This is a genomic window from Methylobacterium sp. P1-11, from assembly GCF_008329595.1.
GTDB lineage: Bacteria > Pseudomonadota > Alphaproteobacteria > Rhizobiales > Beijerinckiaceae > Methylobacterium.
This window is the reverse complement of the sequence record NZ_NPKS01000015.1, coordinates 39435-54884: the sequence shown is the minus strand read 5'-3', so window position 1 is coordinate 54884 and position 15450 is coordinate 39435. Positions and strand designations below refer to the sequence as shown.

Sequence of the window (15450 nt, the reverse complement as noted above, 5' to 3'; positions counted from 1 at the left end):
CCTGCGTGCCGCCCACCGCAGATCGCGCGCCCGCCTAGAGCGGTCTGCGGATCAGCCTGGCGATGAGGCCGACGATGCCCTCGCGGAAAAGCAGCACGCACAGCACGAATACGCAGCCCTGGATGATCGTCACCCAGGCACCGAACTGCGCGAGGTAGGTCTCCATGGTGACGATCACCAGCGCGCCAACGATCGGCCCGAACACCGTTCCCATGCCGCCGACCAGCGTCATCAGCACCACCTCGCCCGACATCGACCAGTGGACGTCGGTCAGCGACGCGAGCTGGAACACGATCGCCTTGGTGGAGCCGGCGAGTCCGGCCAGCGTCGCCGAGAGTACGAACACCGCGAGCTTGTACTGGCTCGCCCGGTAGCCGAGCGAGATCGCCCTCGGCTCGTTGTCACGGATCGCTTTCAGCACCTGCCCGAACGGCGAGTGGATGATCCGGTAGATCAGCAGCATGCCGGCCATGAACACCACGGCGACGACCGCGTACATCGCCCGGTCGTCCGCAAGGCTGAACATGCCGAACAGGGCGCCGCGGGGAACAGCCTGGATCCCGTCCTCGCCGCCGGTGAATTTCGCCTGCAGGGAGAAGAAGAACACCATCTGGGCGAGCGCCAGGGTGATCATCGAGAAGTAAATTCCCTGACGGCGGATCGCCAGCGCGCCGAAGACCAGCCCCAGAAGCGCGGCCGTGACCGTCCCGGAGAGGATCGCGAGTTCGGGTGTGAAGCCGAAGCTCTTGGCCGTGTAGGCGCAGAGGTAGCTCGCCATGCCGAAATAGGCGGCGTGGCCGAAGGAAAGCAGGCCGCCGTAGCCAAGCAGCAGGTTGAAGGCGAGCGCGAACAGCGCGAAGCACAGCACCTTCATCAGGTAGACGGGGTAGAGGACCAGCGGCGCCGCGATCAGCAGCACGGCAATGCCGACGAAGATCAGGCGGTGGAGCGCCTTGTCGTCCCGGCTTGTCGGCAGCGCGGCGGCGATCGGCGCGGCGTCGAGGGCGGCAGTGTCGGCCATGTGTGAGCCTCAGTTCGCGGTCAGGCCGTGCGCCCGAACAGGCCGGCGGGTTTGACGAGCAGCACCAGCACCATGATCACGAAGATCACGGTGGCCGAGGCCTCCGGATAGAACACCTTGGTCAGCCCCTCGACGAGGCCCAGGGCGAAGCCCGTGATCACCGAGCCGATGATCGAGCCCATGCCGCCGATCACCACCACGGCGAAGACCACGATGATGATGTCGGCGCCCATATTGGGGTTCACCGAGTAGATCGGGGCGGCCAGCACCCCGGCAAAGCCAGCGAGCGCCACGCCGAACCCGTAGGTCAGCGTCAGGAACAGCGGCACGTTCACGCCGAAGGCCTGGACCAGGGTCGGGTTTTCGGTCGCGGCCCGGAGATAGGCGCCGAGCTTGGTCTTCTCGATGACGAGCCAGGTGGCGATGCACACGGTCAGCGAGGCGACCACCACCCAGGCCCGGTAGTTCGGCAGGAACATAAAGGGCAGGCGCTGGCCGCCGGACAGCTCGGGCGGGATCGCGTAGGGCAAACCCGAGACGCCGTACTGGTTGCGGAAGAGGCCCTGGATGATCAGCGCCAACCCGAAGGTCAGCAGCAACCCGTAGAGGTGGTCGAGCTTGTAGAGCCGGGCGATGAGCACCCGCTCCAGCACGATGCCGAAGGCACCCACCACGAGCGGCGCGAGGCCCAGCGCCCACCAGTAGCCGAGGCCGAAATAGGTGAGCAGCATCCAGGCCACGAAGGCGCCCATCATGTAGAGCGCACCGTGGGCGAAGTTGATGATGTTCAGGAGCCCGAAGATGATCGCGAGCCCGAGCGACAGGATCGCGTAGAACGACCCGTTGATCAGGCCGAGCAGCAGCTGACCGAACAGAGCCTGCGTCGGCACACCGAAGATCGTGGTCATGGCCGTTCTCCGCGCCCCGATCGCATGCTCAGCCCTTCACGAGGGGGCAATTGCCCTCGTTGAGCGGGCGGAAGACCTGATCGCCGGGGATGGTCTCGAGCTTGTTGTAGAGGTCCCACTCGCCCTTCGACTCGGCGGGCTTCTTGACCTCGAACAGGTACATGTCGTGGATCTTGCGGCCGTCGGCGCGGATCACGCCCTTGCCGAACAGCGGGTCGTCAGTCGGCATCGCCTTCATCTTGGCGACCGTCGCCGCGCCGTCGGACGTCGACTTCAGCTCGGCCACCGCCTTCAGGTAGTGGAGCACGTCCGAGTAGACGCCCGCATGGTTGGCGGTGGGCTTCGAGCCGCCCTTCATCTGCTTGGCGAACCGGTCCGAGAAGGCGCGGGTCTGGTCGTTCAGGTCCCAGTAGAACGGCTCGGTGAGCACGAGGCCCTGCGCGACCTTGGTGCCGAGCGAGTGGACGTCCGAGGAGAAGACCAGGAGGCCGGCGAGCGCCTGCCCGCCCTCGGTGATGCCGAACTCGCCGGCCTGCTTGATCGAGTTGATCGTGTCGGTGCCGGCATTGGCGAGCCCGATCACCTTGGCGCCCGACCCCTGCGCCTGCAGCAGGAAGGACGAGAAATCCGACGTCGGGAACGGGGTCTTGACCGAACCCACAACCTTGCCGCCGTTCTTGGCAATGACCGCGCTGGTGTCGCGCTGGAGGGTCTGACCGAAGACGTAGTCGGCGGTGAGGAAGAACCACGTGTTGCCGCCGCGCTTCACCATGGCGCCACCGGTGCCGTTGGCGAGCGCCACCGTGTCGTAGACCCAGTGGATCGTGTTCGGCGTGCATTGCGGGCCGGTCAGATCGGCCGTGCCGGCGCCGGTATCAACGAAGACCTTGTTCTTCTCCTTGGTGACCTGGCTGATGGCGAGCGCCACCGAGGAGGTCACGCCGTCGGTGATCATGTCGACGGCGTCGCGGTCGTACCACTGCCGGGCGATGGCAGCGCCGACATCGGGCTTGTTCTGGTGGTCGGCGGAGACGATCTCGACCTTCAGCCCGTGCTGTTCCGGCTTGAAATCCTCGACCGCGAGCTTGGCGGCCACCACCGAGCCCTCGCCGCTGATGTCTGAATAGGCGCCCGAGCGGTCGCCGAGGATGCCGATCTTCACGTTCGTCTGGGCCGCTGCGGTACCCATCATCAGGGCTCCAGCGAGGGCGGCGAGGGTCACAGGCCGGGCGATACGTCCGAACATGTTCGTTTCCATCCTTGAATTTACGCACCCATTCGCGCCGACCCGGTATTCGGACTGACGGGGGAGTTATTGAAACGTCTTACGTTGCCGTATTCTCGAGCAGATAACCGTCACCGTCATTTCGGGGCCGCACAGCGGAGCCCGGGATCCTGAGCCGCCGGATATGTTCGTTGCGCGACACTCCGAGCCCGCGATTTTTCTGGATTCCGGGCTCTCGCCTGCGGCAAGCCCCGGAATGACGGTGCCCCTATCAACTGTGATCCGCTGTTTGGACAGATCTCAGCCATGTCGTTAGACGCCGAGATAGGCGTGCAGCTTGTCGATATTGGCGTCAAGCTCGGCATTGGGGATCATGTCGACCACCCGCCCCTGCTCGATCACAAAATGCCGGTCCGCCAAGGTCTGGGCGAAGCGGAAGTTCTGCTCCACCAACACGATGGTGTAGCCCTGTGTCTTCAATTGCTGGATGGTCCGGCCGATCTGCTGGACGATCACCGGTGCAAGACCTTCGGTCGGCTCGTCGAGGAGGATCAGCTTGGCGCCGGTCCGCAGGATGCGCCCGATCGCCAGCATCTGCTGCTCGCCGCCGGAGAGCTTGGTGCCCTGGCTGCCAGCGCGCTCCTTCAGATTTGGGAAGAGCTGGTGAATCTCCGCCACCGACATGCCCCCCGGCTTCACCCGCGGCGGCAGCATCAGGTTCTCGTGGACCGTGAGGCTCGCGAAGATGCCGCGCTCCTCCGGCACATAGCCGAGCCCGAGGCGGGCGATGTTGCGCGAGGCCATGCGGATGGTCTCGACGCGGTCATAGACGACCGAGCCGGCGCGCTTGCCGAGGATGCCGATGATCGCCCGAAGCGTCGTGGTCTTGCCCGCGCCGTTGCGCCCAAGCAGCGTGATCACCTCGCCCGCCCGGACATCGATGTCGATGCCGTGGAGGACGTGGCTCTCGCCGTACCAGCCCTCCAATCCGCGGACCGTGAGGAGCGAGCCGGTTGCGGCGGCCGGCACGACCGTCTTCAGCGCCGCCTCAGGCATGTCCCGCCCCGATATACGCTTCGACCACGCGCGGATCCTTCGAGACTGTGGCGTAATCGCCCTCCGCCAGCACCTGCCCGCGGGCCAGGACGGTGATGCGGTCTGACAGGGAGGCGACCACCGAGAGGTTGTGTTCGACCATCAGGATGGTTCGGTCCTTCGAGACCCGCCGGATGAGGGCCGCAGTCCGGTCCACATCCTCGTGGCCCATGCCGGCCATCGGCTCGTCGAGGAGCAGCATCTCGGGATCGAGAGCGAGCGTCGTGGCGATCTCCAGCGCGCGCTTGCGACCGTAGGAGAGTTCGACCGCCAGCACGTCGGCGAAGTCCGAGAGTCCCACCGCCTCGACCAGCGCGAGGGCCTCGCCGTTCAGCGCCCGCAGGACCCGCTCGGGCCGCCAGAAGTCGAAGGAATCGCCCCGGAGCCGCCTTTGCAGGGCGATGCGGACATTCTCCGTCACGGTGAGGTGAGGAAACACGGCCGAGATCTGGAAGGACCGCACGAGGCCGAGCCGCGCGACATCCGCCGCCTTGAGCCCGGTGATGTCGCGATCTTTGTAACGAATCGTCCCGGCAGTCGGGATCAGGAATTTAGTCAGGAGATTGAAGCAGGTAGTCTTGCCGGCGCCGTTCGGTCCGATGAGCGCGTGAATCGTCCCGCGCTCCACCTGCAACGCCACGCCGTTGACGGCCCGGAATCCGCGGAATTCCATTGTCAGGCCATCGGTCGCCAGGATTACATCCCGTGCCAAGCGTGTCCCTCCCGGGTTTGATTTCTTGCCGCCATATCGCCGATCCGCGGCAGCACAGTCCATCGCTAACGCTCGCGGCGACGCGACAATCCCCCGGGAGTGATATCAGTCGGCGGCAGTGTCACGCCGACCGCTGAACCGAACTTGACCGCTCGGCAGAGCGCCATTAACGCAGACAAATCCGGACGCCGCTACGATCGAGGAGGCACCGCATGGTCGGTCGAGCGGCCTATCTCGCCGTCGACTGGGGCACGACGAATCGCCGGGCCTTCGCCATGTCGGCCGAGGGCGCGGTGCTGGACAGCCTGCAGGACGAACAGGGCGTGCTCGCCCTCGAGCCCGGCGACTATCCTGCAGCAATCGCGTCTCTGCGCGCGCGGCTCGGTGCCAACCCGGTCATCGCCGTCGGGATGGTGGGTTCGAACCGGGGCTGGCAGGGGGCGCCCTACGTGGCCGCGCCGGCGACCCTCGCTGCCCTGGCGCAGGCCTGTATCGCGCCGGCTCCGGACGTATGGATCGTCCCCGGTGTCGCCCTGCGGCACGAGAAGCGTCCCGATGTGATGCGGGGCGAGGAGATCCAGGTCTTCGGCGCGATCGGCGCGGGTGCCGCGCCGCCGACGGCGTTGTTCTGTCAGCCGGGCACGCACAACAAGTGGATCGAGACGGTCGACGGCGCCATCACGGATTTCACCACCGTGATGACCGGTGAAATCTTCGCCCTCCTGCGGGCACAGGGCATCCTGGCCGGTATGCTCGACGGGGTCGTGGCGGATGGAGCCGCCTTCCGTAGGGGGGTCCGGCGCGGGATCACGTCCCGGAATCTCGCCGCCACCCTGTTCGAGGTCCGCTCCGGGCTCCTCCTCGATCGTCTCGCCGCCGCCGAGGCAGCTTCGTATGCCAGCGGCATCCTGATCGGCGCCGATATTGGCACCCGGGACGACCTTCAGCGCCGCCCGGTTCATCTGCTCGGCGGCGGCCCGCTGGCCGCGCTCTACGCCGTTGCCATCACCGAAGCAGGCGGGGATCCGGTGATCGTGCCGGACGGTTCAACCACAGCCGGTATCCACGCCATCTGGAGTCTGCGGGCATGACCATCCTCGACCGGTTCGAGGCGGCCTTCGCGGCCTGCCCGCTCGTCGCGATCCTGCGTGGGCTGACGCCGGACGAGGCGCCGGCCATCGGCGAGGCCCTGGTCGGCGCCGGATTCACCCTCATCGAAGTACCCCTGAATTCGCCCGATCCGCTGCAGAGCATTGCGGTGCTCGCCGAGCACCTCTCCGGGCGGGCCCTGGTCGGCGCCGGCACCGTTCTGACCGCGCGGCAGATCGGCGACGTTGCGGCAGCCGGGGGGGCCCTCGTCGTGTCGCCGAACGCTGATCCGGCCGTGATCGGTGCGACCGTCACCGCCGGACTCGCCTCTCTGCCGGGCTATCAGACGCCAACGGAAGCCTTCACGGCCCTGGCGGCGGGCGCGACCGCGCTTAAGCTGTTCCCCGCGGACGTCGCAACGCCCCTGGCGCTCAAGGCTCACCGTGCGATTCTGCCGCCGGACACGCGGGTTCTGGCGGTCGGCGGGGTCGTGCCCGAAACGATCGCAAGCTGGCGGCAGGCGGGCGCCGTCGGCTTCGGCCTCGGATCCAACCTCTACCGCCCCGGCAAGCCGGCCGCCGACGTCGCGCGCGATGCAGCGGCCTACGTGACGGCGTTCCAGCGAGCCGCCTAGCGCGCCACGCTCGGCGTTCCGCCCGCTTGGACCGAAGCCGAGGCTCGCCTATCAGGCTCGCGCATCGGACAGCACGGGAGCGATCGGTGATCGGTGACAGCACGGTATCGGCCGGTGGCGACGGATTTGCGGGGCTCGAGACACCGTGCCTGCTTCTCGATGCGGATAAGTTGCACGCCAACGTCGCCCGGATGCGCGGGCATCTCGACGGGCTGGGCGTGACACTCCGCCCCCATCTCAAGACCGCCAAGTCCCTCGAGGTCGCGCGCCGGGCGATGGCGAGTCCCGCCGGGCCTGCCACGGTCTCGACGCTGCGAGAGGCGGAGTTCTTCGCCGAGGGCGGCGTGCGCGACATGATCTACGCTGTCGGCATCGCGCCGCAGAAGCTCGACCGGGTCGGCGCGATCCGGCGGCGATGGGGGACGGATCTGGCGATCGTCGTTGATGCGGTCGCGCAGGCCGAGGCCGTCGCAACCTGGAGCCGCCGGACCGGAGATGCCCTTCCGGTGCTGATAGAGGTGGATGCCGATGGTCACCGCTCGGGTGTCGGGCCACGCGATGCGGAGGCGCTCGTCGCCATCGGCGGTGCGCTCAACGCTGGCGCCCGCCTGCGCGGCGTGTTGCTTCATGCCGGCGACAGCTACGGGTTGAGCGATCCCGCCGCGCTCCGTGCAGCGGCCGAGGCCGAGCGCCGTGCCGCCGTTGTGGCGGCCGAGACCCTGCGCGCGGCCGGGCTGCCCTGCCCGATCGTGAGCGTCGGCTCGACACCGACCGCCCGCTATGCGGAGAACCTGGTCGGCATCACGGAGGTGCGCGCCGGCGTCTTCATGATCGGCGACCTGTTCCAGGCGGGGGTCGGATCGTGCGCGGTGGACGACATCGCGCTGACTGTTCTGGCGACGGTGATCGGACACCAGCGGGACAAGGGCTGGATCATCACGGATGCCGGGTGGATGGCGCTCTCGCGCGACCGCGGCACGGCGCGGCAGGCAATCGATCAGGGCTACGGCTTGGCCTGTGACCTCACCGGACGGCCCTTCCCCGACCTGATCGTACAGGATGCCAATCAGGAGCACGGCATCGTGGCGGTGCGGAAGGGCTCGGCGGCCGGGCTCCCCGATCTCCCGATCGGAGCGCGCCTGCGGGTCCTGCCAAACCACGCCTGCGCCACCGGTGCCCAGCATGATCGCTACCACGTCGTCGCCGACGGAAGCCTGACCGGCGAGATTTGGCCGCGCATCAACGGCTGGTGAAACGGGGCGCCGCGCCTAGCGACGATTGGCGATGTCGCGGGCCGAGCGGTCGGACCGGTCGACGACCGTCCGGCAGGCATTGCTGAGCGACACGCGCTTGTCGCGCAGGCAGAGGGTGATCGCACCGGCATTCGGGATCTGGGCAGCGCACAGGCGCATCACGTCCGGCGTGCAGGCGGCCCGTTCGGCCCCCGTCTCCGCGCACGCCGGGACCGCGCCGATGAGGACGGCGAACAAGGCGAAGGGTGCGGACTTCATCGCGATGGGTTCTCCTGAACGGGTCCGGGCAGCGAACGGCCAAGCCTCGGCATCGGGCGAGAACGCCGATGCGGGACAAGATATCCCATGGCGCTTGTTTCAATCTGACGCAGGGGCGTTGCCGCTCCGTCGCGGGGCGCTTGGCTCACGGATTTCCGCTCGGCGCGATCGCTCCTGTGGTGGCCGGCTCGCTGAGCGCAGCGCCGATGATAGGCTGCGTTCTCTGCCGGTCCACCTTATCCGCCGAGACGAGAGCTGCGGCGATCAGGGCCGACACCGCCAGCGTCGCCTTCACCACGTCCCAGACCCGCGCGAGCATGGCCGAACTCCAACGGCGTTACTGATGGCAAGCGGCGGATCCGCCTCGACAATCCGCACCCCATCATCCTCGGCCGCAGCTCTTCCCAAAACCTTTCTCGTGCGGCCGAGACCTGCATATCCTCGGCGACGTGATGCAATCGGGCCTCACCGAAGTTGCGGTCTGGCCACGGCCGCGGCCGCCATCGCCTCGAAGACCAGAGCGTGGCGCCGCGCGAGAGCCTCAATATCGTGCGTGTAGCCACCGCCGATCACCGCAGCGAGTGCGATCCCGCGGGCGCGGGCCTGGGCCACGACAAAGCGATCGCGGGCGAGCAGACCCTCATCGGTGAGGCAGAGCCGGCCGAGGCGGTCATCGCGATGCGGATCGACCCCGGCATTGTAGAAAACGAGGTCCGGCGCGAACGCATCGAGAAGCGGCGGCAGCCGGGCCCTCAGGACTTCGATGTAGCCGGCATCGTCGAGCCGGTCCGGCAGACCGATGTCGAGGTCTCCGGCGATCTTCTGGGCAGGGTAATTGTTTTCGCAGTGGATCGAGAGGGTGAACAGGTCGGGGTCGCGAGCGAGGCAATCCGCGGTGCCGTCTCCCTGGTGCACGTCGAGATCAATCACGAGCACGCGCCGGACGAGCCCTTCGGCCTGGAGGGTGCGCGCCGCCACCGCGACATCGTTGAGCACGCAGAAGCCGGCACCCTGTTGTCGGCGCGCATGATGGCTGCCGCCGGCGGCGCTGCCGGCCAGCCCCTCCGCAAGGGCAAGGCGCGCGGCCAGGAGGGTGCCACCCACCGAGGCGCGAGAGCGGCGGACCAGGGCGGCATCCACCGGAAGCCCGATGGCCCGCTCGGTCTCCCGGCCGACATCACAGGCCAGAACCGCATCCACATAGGCGGGATCATGGGCGCGGATCAGGATATCCGCACCGGCCAGCTCCGGCGTGACGAAGCCCAGGGGCGCCAAGCCCCTGGCGATCAGCGTCTCCGCGAGGAGGCTGTACTTGCGCATCGGAAATCGATGGCCGGACGGAAGGGATGCCTCGTAGGCCGGATGGAAGGCGATCGGCGGGATCACGCGGGCAGATCCAGATCGGCCAGCAGAGCGTTGGCGAGCGCCTGCCCGCTCTCATAGGCCGCCTCGATCCGGGCACCGAGACACCAATCTCCGGCCGCTCCGAGGCGCAGAGCGGGATCATACAGGCAGGGCACCTGCAGGGCCGTCTCGACCTGCGCGTAAAGCCAGCGATGCGCCTCCGCGTGGGTCGGTCGAAGTTCGGTTCCGAGGTGGTTCCCGGCTGCCCGAACGAGTTCGGCGACGATTGCAGCGCGCGTGGCTTCAAGGTGCCGACGGGACCAATCCGGCGTGGCATGCACCGTGAGCCGGGTTCCGGCGGGCCGGCCGGGCTTCGAGGAATCGCATGCGATCAGACCGATCGAGTCGGTCCGCGGCTCGAAAAGGGCATCGGACGGGCCCGTCTCAACGGCCAGCATGAGGGACCAACAGGGCGCATAGGAAGCGCGGGTGATCTCGGGCAACATGACGCCTGTGGACTCGAGGAGCGTCATGATCTGCGGCGCCGGAAACGTGACAGCCACAGCGTCGAATGGGCCGTGAACGGTCCCGGATGCATCCTCGACACGCCAGCCAGCCGCCTCTCGATGAAGTCGCAGGACGGTCGTGGCCGTCGCGACCGGAAGATTCGCCAGCAAGTCACGAACGGGCTCTGCCATGCCGGGCACGCCGACGTATCGTTCGGAACCGGCCCAGGGCGCGACGATGCCGCGCTCGGCCCATCTATCCATCTGCGCTTTGAAAACGGCCCCGCGCGCCCGCATGAACTGTGCGCCGTGGTCGAACTGCACGGCGCCGACACGTCGGGTCGCCATGCGACCCCCAACTCCGCGCCCCTTGTCGAAGACGTGTACGCGCAAGCCCTCCTCGACGAGCCGGCGCGCGGCGGCTGCGCCAGCCATGCCGGCGCCGAGAACCGCGACAATCCCCTGCTCGATCACGCGCCTGCTCCGCCTCGGAGAGCGGCTCTGATGGCCGCACGGCAGCGAAAATAGAGGACACCACGAACGACGTCAGAGCGACCGATTTTCGCTCCACGCCGCAAGCGAACGGGGATCGCGACAACGATGCTGACGGGAGGAGCGCACCGCGCGGTCGTCCGAGGGTGCATGGTGCGGGTAGAGGGAATCGAACCCCCACGCCTTGCGGCTGGCGATTTTGAGTCGCCCGCGTCTACCAGTTCCGCCATACCCGCGTGCCAGGGGCTCTTCGCATAGGTCGGCAGCTCCGGCCAAGTGTGTTTTTGCGATCGGCATCGATCTGGCCAAGGTGGGTCGCCTATGCTCAAAGGGCGGCCGATCGCTCAATTCGGGATCTTGAATGCTCCGCCGGCTCTACGCGTGGATCCTGGCCCTCAGCGACAGACCATCTGCGCCCTACGCGCTCGGCGCCGTGGCCTTCGCCGAAAGCTCCTTCTTCCCGGTTCCACCGGACGCGATGCTGGTGCCTATGGCCGTCGCTCGACCTGACCGGGTCTGGCTCTACGCCACGATCGCGACCGTCGCCTCGGTGATCGGCGGACTCGTGGGTTATGCCATCGGGGCTCTTCTGTTCGATTCCGTCGGCGAGTGGCTCATCCGCCTCTATGGTTTGCAGAACTCGGCGGCGACCTTCCAAGATTCCTACGCGCGTTACGGCCACTGGGTGATCCTGCTGAAGGGGCTCACGCCGATCCCCTACAAGCTCGTGACGATCACGTCGGGCTTCGCCCATTACAGCCTGTTCTGGTTCACAATCCTGTCGATCGTGACCCGCGGCGCGCGCTTCTTCATTCTGGCCGGACTGCTCGGCCGCTATGGTGTCCAGATCCGCGGCGTGCTCGATCGGCATCTCAACGCGGTCGCGGCGATCTCCGTCGCCGTCATCGTCCTCGGCTTCCTGCTCTTCAAGGTAATCCTGTAGCGATGAATACGGCGGCCGCCCTGCGCCTCAAGACCGCTGGCCTCTGGCTCGCGATCGCCTCCGCCCTCACCGTCGGAGCCGCACTCGTTCTTCAGTACGGATACGGCTACGCACCCTGCAAGCTCTGCCTGACCGAGCGGCTACCCTATTACGCGGCGATTCCGCTGGGCCTGCTGGCACTGTTCCTACCGGAGCGTCTGGCGCGGATCGCGCTCGGGCTGGCCGCCCTCGGCCTGCTCTATGGGGCGGGTATCGGGGTCTATCATGCCGGCGCCGAATGGGGCTTCTGGCCGGGCCCGGCCGATTGCGGTGGCGGAACGGGAGCCAATCCGGGCCAGATCGGCGAATTCCTCAACGCGCTCCAAGCCACGAAGGTGGTCGATTGTTCGGTGGCAGCGCTGCGCGTGGCCGGAATCTCGCTCGCCGGCTGGAGCGCTTTGATCTCCGCGCTGCTGGCCTCGTTCGCGGGGACCGCCGCCCTGAAGCCCTGAGCTTCGCGCAGGCTCGAACCTCGATCAGTTCCGGTCGTCGGGCAGGATCGGGATCGCCGCGACCTCGATGCCCTCCTCGACCAAGGCGCGCGCCTCTGCGGGCGTTGCCTCGCCGTAAATCGAGCGGCCTTCGGCTTCGCCATAATGGATCCTGCGCGCCTCTTCGGGGAAGCGCGCGCCGACATGCTCGGCATTCGCCACGACGTGCTCGCGGAGTGCGCGCAGCATCGCCCTCATCTGCCGCTCGGGCTCGGCGATCATGGTCACCGGAGCCTCCACCTTCGCAGGCGCCGCCGGTTCACGTTCCCGATCCGTGCGGGCGACGTTAGGCACCATCAGGGCCTTGCCGACCTTCGCGGTTTCGCAGACCGGGCACGTCACGAGTCCGCGTTCGATTTGCGTGTCGTAGGAATCGGAGGACGGGAACCAGCTCTCGAAGCCGTGTCCGGCCTCGCAGACGAGACTGTACCGGATCATTCTGTTGCTTGCTGTGGTGCCTACTGCGACGCTCGAACCTGTGAACCGAGGCGCTCGATGGTGAAAGGCCGGCCGTGCTGCAGCGACGGAATACGCGCCCGGGCCTCCGCGACCTGCGCGAGATCGATCTCCGCCAGGATGATCCCGGGCTCGGCCCCGCCAGCATCGGCCAGCACCCGGCCCCAGGGGTCGACGATCAGCGAGTGGCCGTATGTCTCGCGTCCGTCCTCGTGCACCCCCCCTTGCGCGGCTGAGATCATGAAGGCGCCGGTCTCGATGGCCCGAGCCCGCTGCAGGACGTGCCAATGGGCCTCCCCGGTTTGACGGGTAAAACAGGCCGGAGCCGTCAGCACATCCGCGCCCGCTTCGGCGAGGGCGCGGTACAGAGCGGGGAAGCGGATATCGTAGCAGATCGTCAGGCCCAGCGTCGCCCACCCCGTCTCGGCAAGCACCGCACAGGCGCCTCCGGAATAGGTGGCCGATTCCCGCCAGCGCTCACCGCTCGGCAGGTCGACATCGAAGAGATGCAGCTTGTCGTAGGAGGCTAGGATCGCACCGTCGGCACCGATCAGGTAGGCCCGGTTGGCGATCTTGTCACCGGACCGGACTGCGATCGAACCGATCTGAACGACGGTGCCGGTCGCCCGCGCGGCCTCACGGATGGCTGCAAGGGTCTGGTCCTGCTCCTCGGTGGTGACGTGGGCGAACAGGCGCTCGCGGCTCCGCTCCACCAGGGAGGTCATCTCGGGTGTCTGCACGTAGGCCGCCCCCCGCCCCGCCGCCTCGCGGACGCCCGCCACGGCCGCATCGCGGTTGACAACCGGGTCGCGCCCCGACCGCATCTGCAAGCAGGCGGCCGTGAACCGGGCCTCAGGCATCGGCCGTGTCCTTCAACAGCGGGTCGAGCTTGCCGGACCGGTCGAGGGCATAAAGATCATCGCAGCCGCCGACATGGGCGGCACCGATGAAGATCTGCGGTACGCTCGTGCGGCCGCCGGCGCGCCCGACCATGGCGGCACGGGCGCCCTGCACGCGCTCGACGTCGATCTCCTGAAAGGCCGCGCCCTTCTCCTTCAGCAGGCTCTTGGCCGCCGAGCAGTAGGGACACCAGGCCGTGGTGTAGATTGTGACCGGCTGCATCGCGATGGTCGTCCCGCGCGTGAACTCCCGACATATAGGAGCGCGGGGTGTGACTTGCCTATGCCCGTCTGGTCACAGGCGACGTGGTCCGCGCAGCGGCCAGTTCAGGCGGCCAGGAGTTTCTCGACCTCGTTGACGAGATCGCGGAGATGGAAGGGCTTCGACAGGACCTTGGCGTCCTTCGGAGCCTTCGAATCCGGATTGAGGGCGACCGCCGCGAAGCCGGTGATGAACATCACCTTGATGTCGGGATCGAGTTCGGTGGCGCGGCGCGCCAGCTCGATGCCGTCCATCTCGGGCATCACGATATCGGTCAGCAGCAGCTCGAACGGTTCCTCGCGCAGCCGGTTGTAGGCGGAGAGGCCGTTGTCGAAGGACAGGACATCATAGCCCGCATTCTGCAGCGCCTTGGCCAGAAAGCGGCGCATGTCGTTGTCGTCTTCCGCCAGCAGGATTTTCATCGGCCGGATCCGAGCCTTCGAGTCGAGAAGTTGATCCCATAAAGGGAGGCGATGGTAAACAAGGTGTTAGGATGGAGCACGCAGCGGGCGCCGCGTGTCTCCCGAGCGACTATGCGAGGCGCCGGCACGGAGTGGACAGGCGGTCGATCGCACACCACACTGAACGCCTGTCGTCCTCGTTCGAACGCCGGGGTGTCCACCAGCCGATGACTGCATCCGAACCGGTACAGCCAGACGCCTTCGGATTTGCCCCGGCCTTCGCGGTCGACGAGCCCGCGGCGCACACCCTGCCTTTCGTCTTCAATACCGGCCATTCCGGGGCCGTCTACCCCCCCGACTTCATTGCGGCCTCGCGGCTCGATGCCCTGGCTCTGCGTCGCTCTGAGGACGCCCATGTCGAACGACTGTTCGCTCCGGTCGTCGAACTGGGCGCGCCTCTCCTGCGCGCCAACTTTCCCCGCGCGTTCCTCGACGTGAATCGCGAACCCTACGAACTCGATCCGCGCATGTTCGAGGGGCGCCTGCCGCCGTTCGCCAATACCCGCTCGATGCGCGTCGCCGGCGGTCTCGGGACGGTGCCGCGGGTCGTCGCCGACGGTCAGGAGATCTATTCGCGCCGCCTCCCCGTGGCCGAGGCGACGGCCCGGATCGAGGGCCTGTACAAACCGTATCATCGGGTGCTGCGCGGCCTCATCCAGCGCACGGCGCGCACGCATGGTCGCTGCATGCTCGTCGACTGCCACTCGATGCCGTCATCGAGCCTGGGCCGTGATCCGGCGATGAACGCGGACGTGGTCCTGGGCGATCGCTACGGGACGGCCTGTGCGCCCGTCCTGATCGACGGGTTCGAGGCCGCGTTCCGGGCGCGGGGCCTCCGCGTGGTCCGCAACAAGCCCTATGCCGGCGGCTTCATCACGGAGCATTACGGCGAGCCGAACCTCGACCGACACGCACTCCAGATCGAGATCAATCGCGGGCTCTACATGAACGAGGCCAGCCTCGCGATGACATCGGGCTTTCCGGCACTGGCGGACACATTGCGCGCCGTCATCCTCGATGTTGCCAGAGACCTCGACGATCTCGTGCCGCGCCGCATGGCTGCGGAATAGCGGCAGCGCGAGGCCCGTTCATCGGACATAGCCGGTCCCGTGGACCGCACAGAAAAAAGGCCACTCCCGAAGGAGCGGCCCGAAGTCTAGGGAGGAAACGCCCAAGAAGGGCAGCGAGACCGCGACGCCATCGCGATCTCGCAATGCACAAATTAAAGTGCGGCGCACAAGAAGCAAGAGCAAAACGGCGTCCCCGGCCGCATCCCATGCATACCTGAACCGCGTTCACCGGACGCAGCGGAGAACGTCGCGGCAGCCGGACGATGCATCGAGGCGGAAAGGAAACCCTGAT

The 15450-nt window shown here is 67.3% G+C and carries 19 protein-coding genes and 1 tRNA gene; 6 read left to right on the top strand and 14 right to left on the bottom strand.

Going from position 1 to position 15450, the window contains the following annotated elements; translation table 11 throughout:
* Positions 1-34: 34 nt before the first annotated feature.
* The 5 genes from CIW48_RS16505 to CIW48_RS16485 form a co-directional block, all read right to left on the bottom strand.
* Complete coding sequence (locus CIW48_RS16505; RefSeq protein WP_149311746.1) at positions 35-1021, bottom strand: branched-chain amino acid ABC transporter permease; 987 nt, start codon at positions 1019-1021, stop codon at positions 35-37.
* A gap of 20 nt (positions 1022-1041) precedes the next feature.
* Positions 1042-1929 carry a branched-chain amino acid ABC transporter permease gene (locus CIW48_RS16500; RefSeq protein ID WP_149311745.1) on the bottom strand — a complete coding sequence of 296 codons (888 nt, stop codon included), beginning with the start codon at positions 1927-1929 and terminating at the stop codon, positions 1042-1044.
* Positions 1930-1957: 28 nt separating this feature from the next.
* Positions 1958-3175, bottom strand: a complete 1218-nt coding sequence (locus CIW48_RS16495) for an ABC transporter substrate-binding protein (RefSeq protein ID WP_149311744.1) — start codon at positions 3173-3175, stop codon at positions 1958-1960.
* A gap of 291 nt (positions 3176-3466) precedes the next feature.
* Positions 3467-4210 (bottom strand): ABC transporter ATP-binding protein, encoded by a 744-nt coding sequence (locus tag CIW48_RS16490; RefSeq protein WP_149311743.1) that lies wholly within the window; start codon positions 4208-4210, stop codon positions 3467-3469.
* Positions 4203-4961: an ABC transporter ATP-binding protein gene (locus CIW48_RS16485; protein ID WP_149311742.1), complete on the bottom strand. Its 759-nt coding sequence runs from the start codon at positions 4959-4961 to the stop codon at positions 4203-4205. Before CIW48_RS16485 ends, CIW48_RS16490 begins: the two co-directional genes overlap by 8 nt.
* 212 nt (positions 4962-5173) lie before the next feature.
* On the opposite strand from CIW48_RS16485, the gene CIW48_RS16480 reads away from it, so the two are divergent.
* From CIW48_RS16480 to CIW48_RS16470, 3 genes are all read left to right on the top strand, one after another.
* Positions 5174-6052, top strand: a complete 879-nt coding sequence (locus CIW48_RS16480; protein WP_149311741.1) for a 2-dehydro-3-deoxygalactonokinase — start codon at positions 5174-5176, stop codon at positions 6050-6052.
* Positions 6049-6684, top strand: a complete 636-nt coding sequence (locus tag CIW48_RS16475) for a 2-dehydro-3-deoxy-6-phosphogalactonate aldolase (RefSeq protein ID WP_149311740.1) — start codon at positions 6049-6051, stop codon at positions 6682-6684. The genes CIW48_RS16480 and CIW48_RS16475 overlap by 4 nt, the downstream gene beginning before the upstream one ends.
* Before the next feature lie 86 nt (positions 6685-6770).
* A complete protein-coding gene (locus CIW48_RS16470) occupies positions 6771-7937 on the top strand; it encodes an alanine racemase (protein ID WP_149311739.1) in 1167 nt (388 codons plus the stop codon).
* Between the two features lie 15 nt (positions 7938-7952).
* Here the strand turns inward: CIW48_RS16470 and CIW48_RS16465 are convergent, their stop codons facing one another.
* The 5 genes from CIW48_RS16465 to CIW48_RS16450 all read right to left on the bottom strand — a co-directional run bounded on the left by CIW48_RS16465 (position 7953) and on the right by CIW48_RS16450 (position 10773).
* Positions 7953-8195 carry a hypothetical protein gene (locus CIW48_RS16465; RefSeq protein ID WP_149311738.1) on the bottom strand — a complete coding sequence of 81 codons (243 nt, stop codon included), beginning with the start codon at positions 8193-8195 and terminating at the stop codon, positions 7953-7955.
* A 145-nt stretch (positions 8196-8340) separates the two neighbouring features.
* Positions 8341-8514 carry a hypothetical protein gene (locus CIW48_RS33290; protein ID WP_173009287.1) on the bottom strand — a complete coding sequence of 58 codons (174 nt, stop codon included), beginning with the start codon at positions 8512-8514 and terminating at the stop codon, positions 8341-8343.
* Between the two features lie 146 nt (positions 8515-8660).
* Positions 8661-9578 carry a histone deacetylase gene (locus CIW48_RS16460; RefSeq protein ID WP_149311831.1) on the bottom strand — a complete coding sequence of 306 codons (918 nt, stop codon included), beginning with the start codon at positions 9576-9578 and terminating at the stop codon, positions 8661-8663.
* The gene (locus CIW48_RS16455) at positions 9578-10480 is read right to left on the bottom strand and encodes an FAD-dependent oxidoreductase (RefSeq protein ID WP_149311830.1); all 903 of its coding nucleotides are present in this window, start codon (positions 10478-10480) and stop codon (positions 9578-9580) included. The genes CIW48_RS16460 and CIW48_RS16455 overlap by 1 nt, the downstream gene beginning before the upstream one ends.
* 208 nt (positions 10481-10688) lie before the next feature.
* A tRNA-Leu gene (locus tag CIW48_RS16450) sits at positions 10689-10773 on the bottom strand.
* Positions 10774-10898: 125 nt separating this feature from the next.
* Here CIW48_RS16450 and CIW48_RS16445 point away from each other — a divergent pair.
* The gene (locus tag CIW48_RS16445; protein ID WP_091781670.1) at positions 10899-11480 is read left to right on the top strand and encodes a YqaA family protein; all 582 of its coding nucleotides are present in this window, start codon (positions 10899-10901) and stop codon (positions 11478-11480) included.
* A 2-nt stretch (positions 11481-11482) separates the two neighbouring features.
* Entirely contained in the window at positions 11483-11971 is a 489-nt protein-coding gene (locus CIW48_RS16440; protein WP_149311737.1) for a disulfide bond formation protein B, read from the top strand.
* A 24-nt stretch (positions 11972-11995) separates the two neighbouring features.
* Here the strand turns inward: CIW48_RS16440 and CIW48_RS16435 are convergent, their stop codons facing one another.
* The 4 genes from CIW48_RS16435 to CIW48_RS16420 form a co-directional block, all read right to left on the bottom strand.
* A complete protein-coding gene (locus CIW48_RS16435; RefSeq protein WP_149311736.1) occupies positions 11996-12448 on the bottom strand; it encodes a DUF1178 family protein in 453 nt (150 codons plus the stop codon).
* A 20-nt stretch (positions 12449-12468) separates the two neighbouring features.
* Entirely contained in the window at positions 12469-13326 is an 858-nt protein-coding gene (locus CIW48_RS16430) for a carbon-nitrogen hydrolase family protein (RefSeq protein ID WP_149311735.1), read from the bottom strand.
* Positions 13319-13588: a glutaredoxin 3 gene (grxC, locus tag CIW48_RS16425; protein WP_149311734.1), complete on the bottom strand. Its 270-nt coding sequence runs from the start codon at positions 13586-13588 to the stop codon at positions 13319-13321. The genes CIW48_RS16430 and grxC overlap by 8 nt, the downstream gene beginning before the upstream one ends.
* 104 nt (positions 13589-13692) lie before the next feature.
* Positions 13693-14049 carry a response regulator gene (locus CIW48_RS16420; RefSeq protein ID WP_003603128.1) on the bottom strand — a complete coding sequence of 119 codons (357 nt, stop codon included), beginning with the start codon at positions 14047-14049 and terminating at the stop codon, positions 13693-13695.
* Between the two features lie 206 nt (positions 14050-14255).
* Between CIW48_RS16420 and CIW48_RS16415 the strand changes: the two genes are divergently transcribed.
* Entirely contained in the window at positions 14256-15158 is a 903-nt protein-coding gene (locus CIW48_RS16415) for an N-formylglutamate amidohydrolase (protein WP_149311733.1), read from the top strand.
* The last annotated feature ends 292 nt before the right edge of the window (positions 15159-15450 follow it).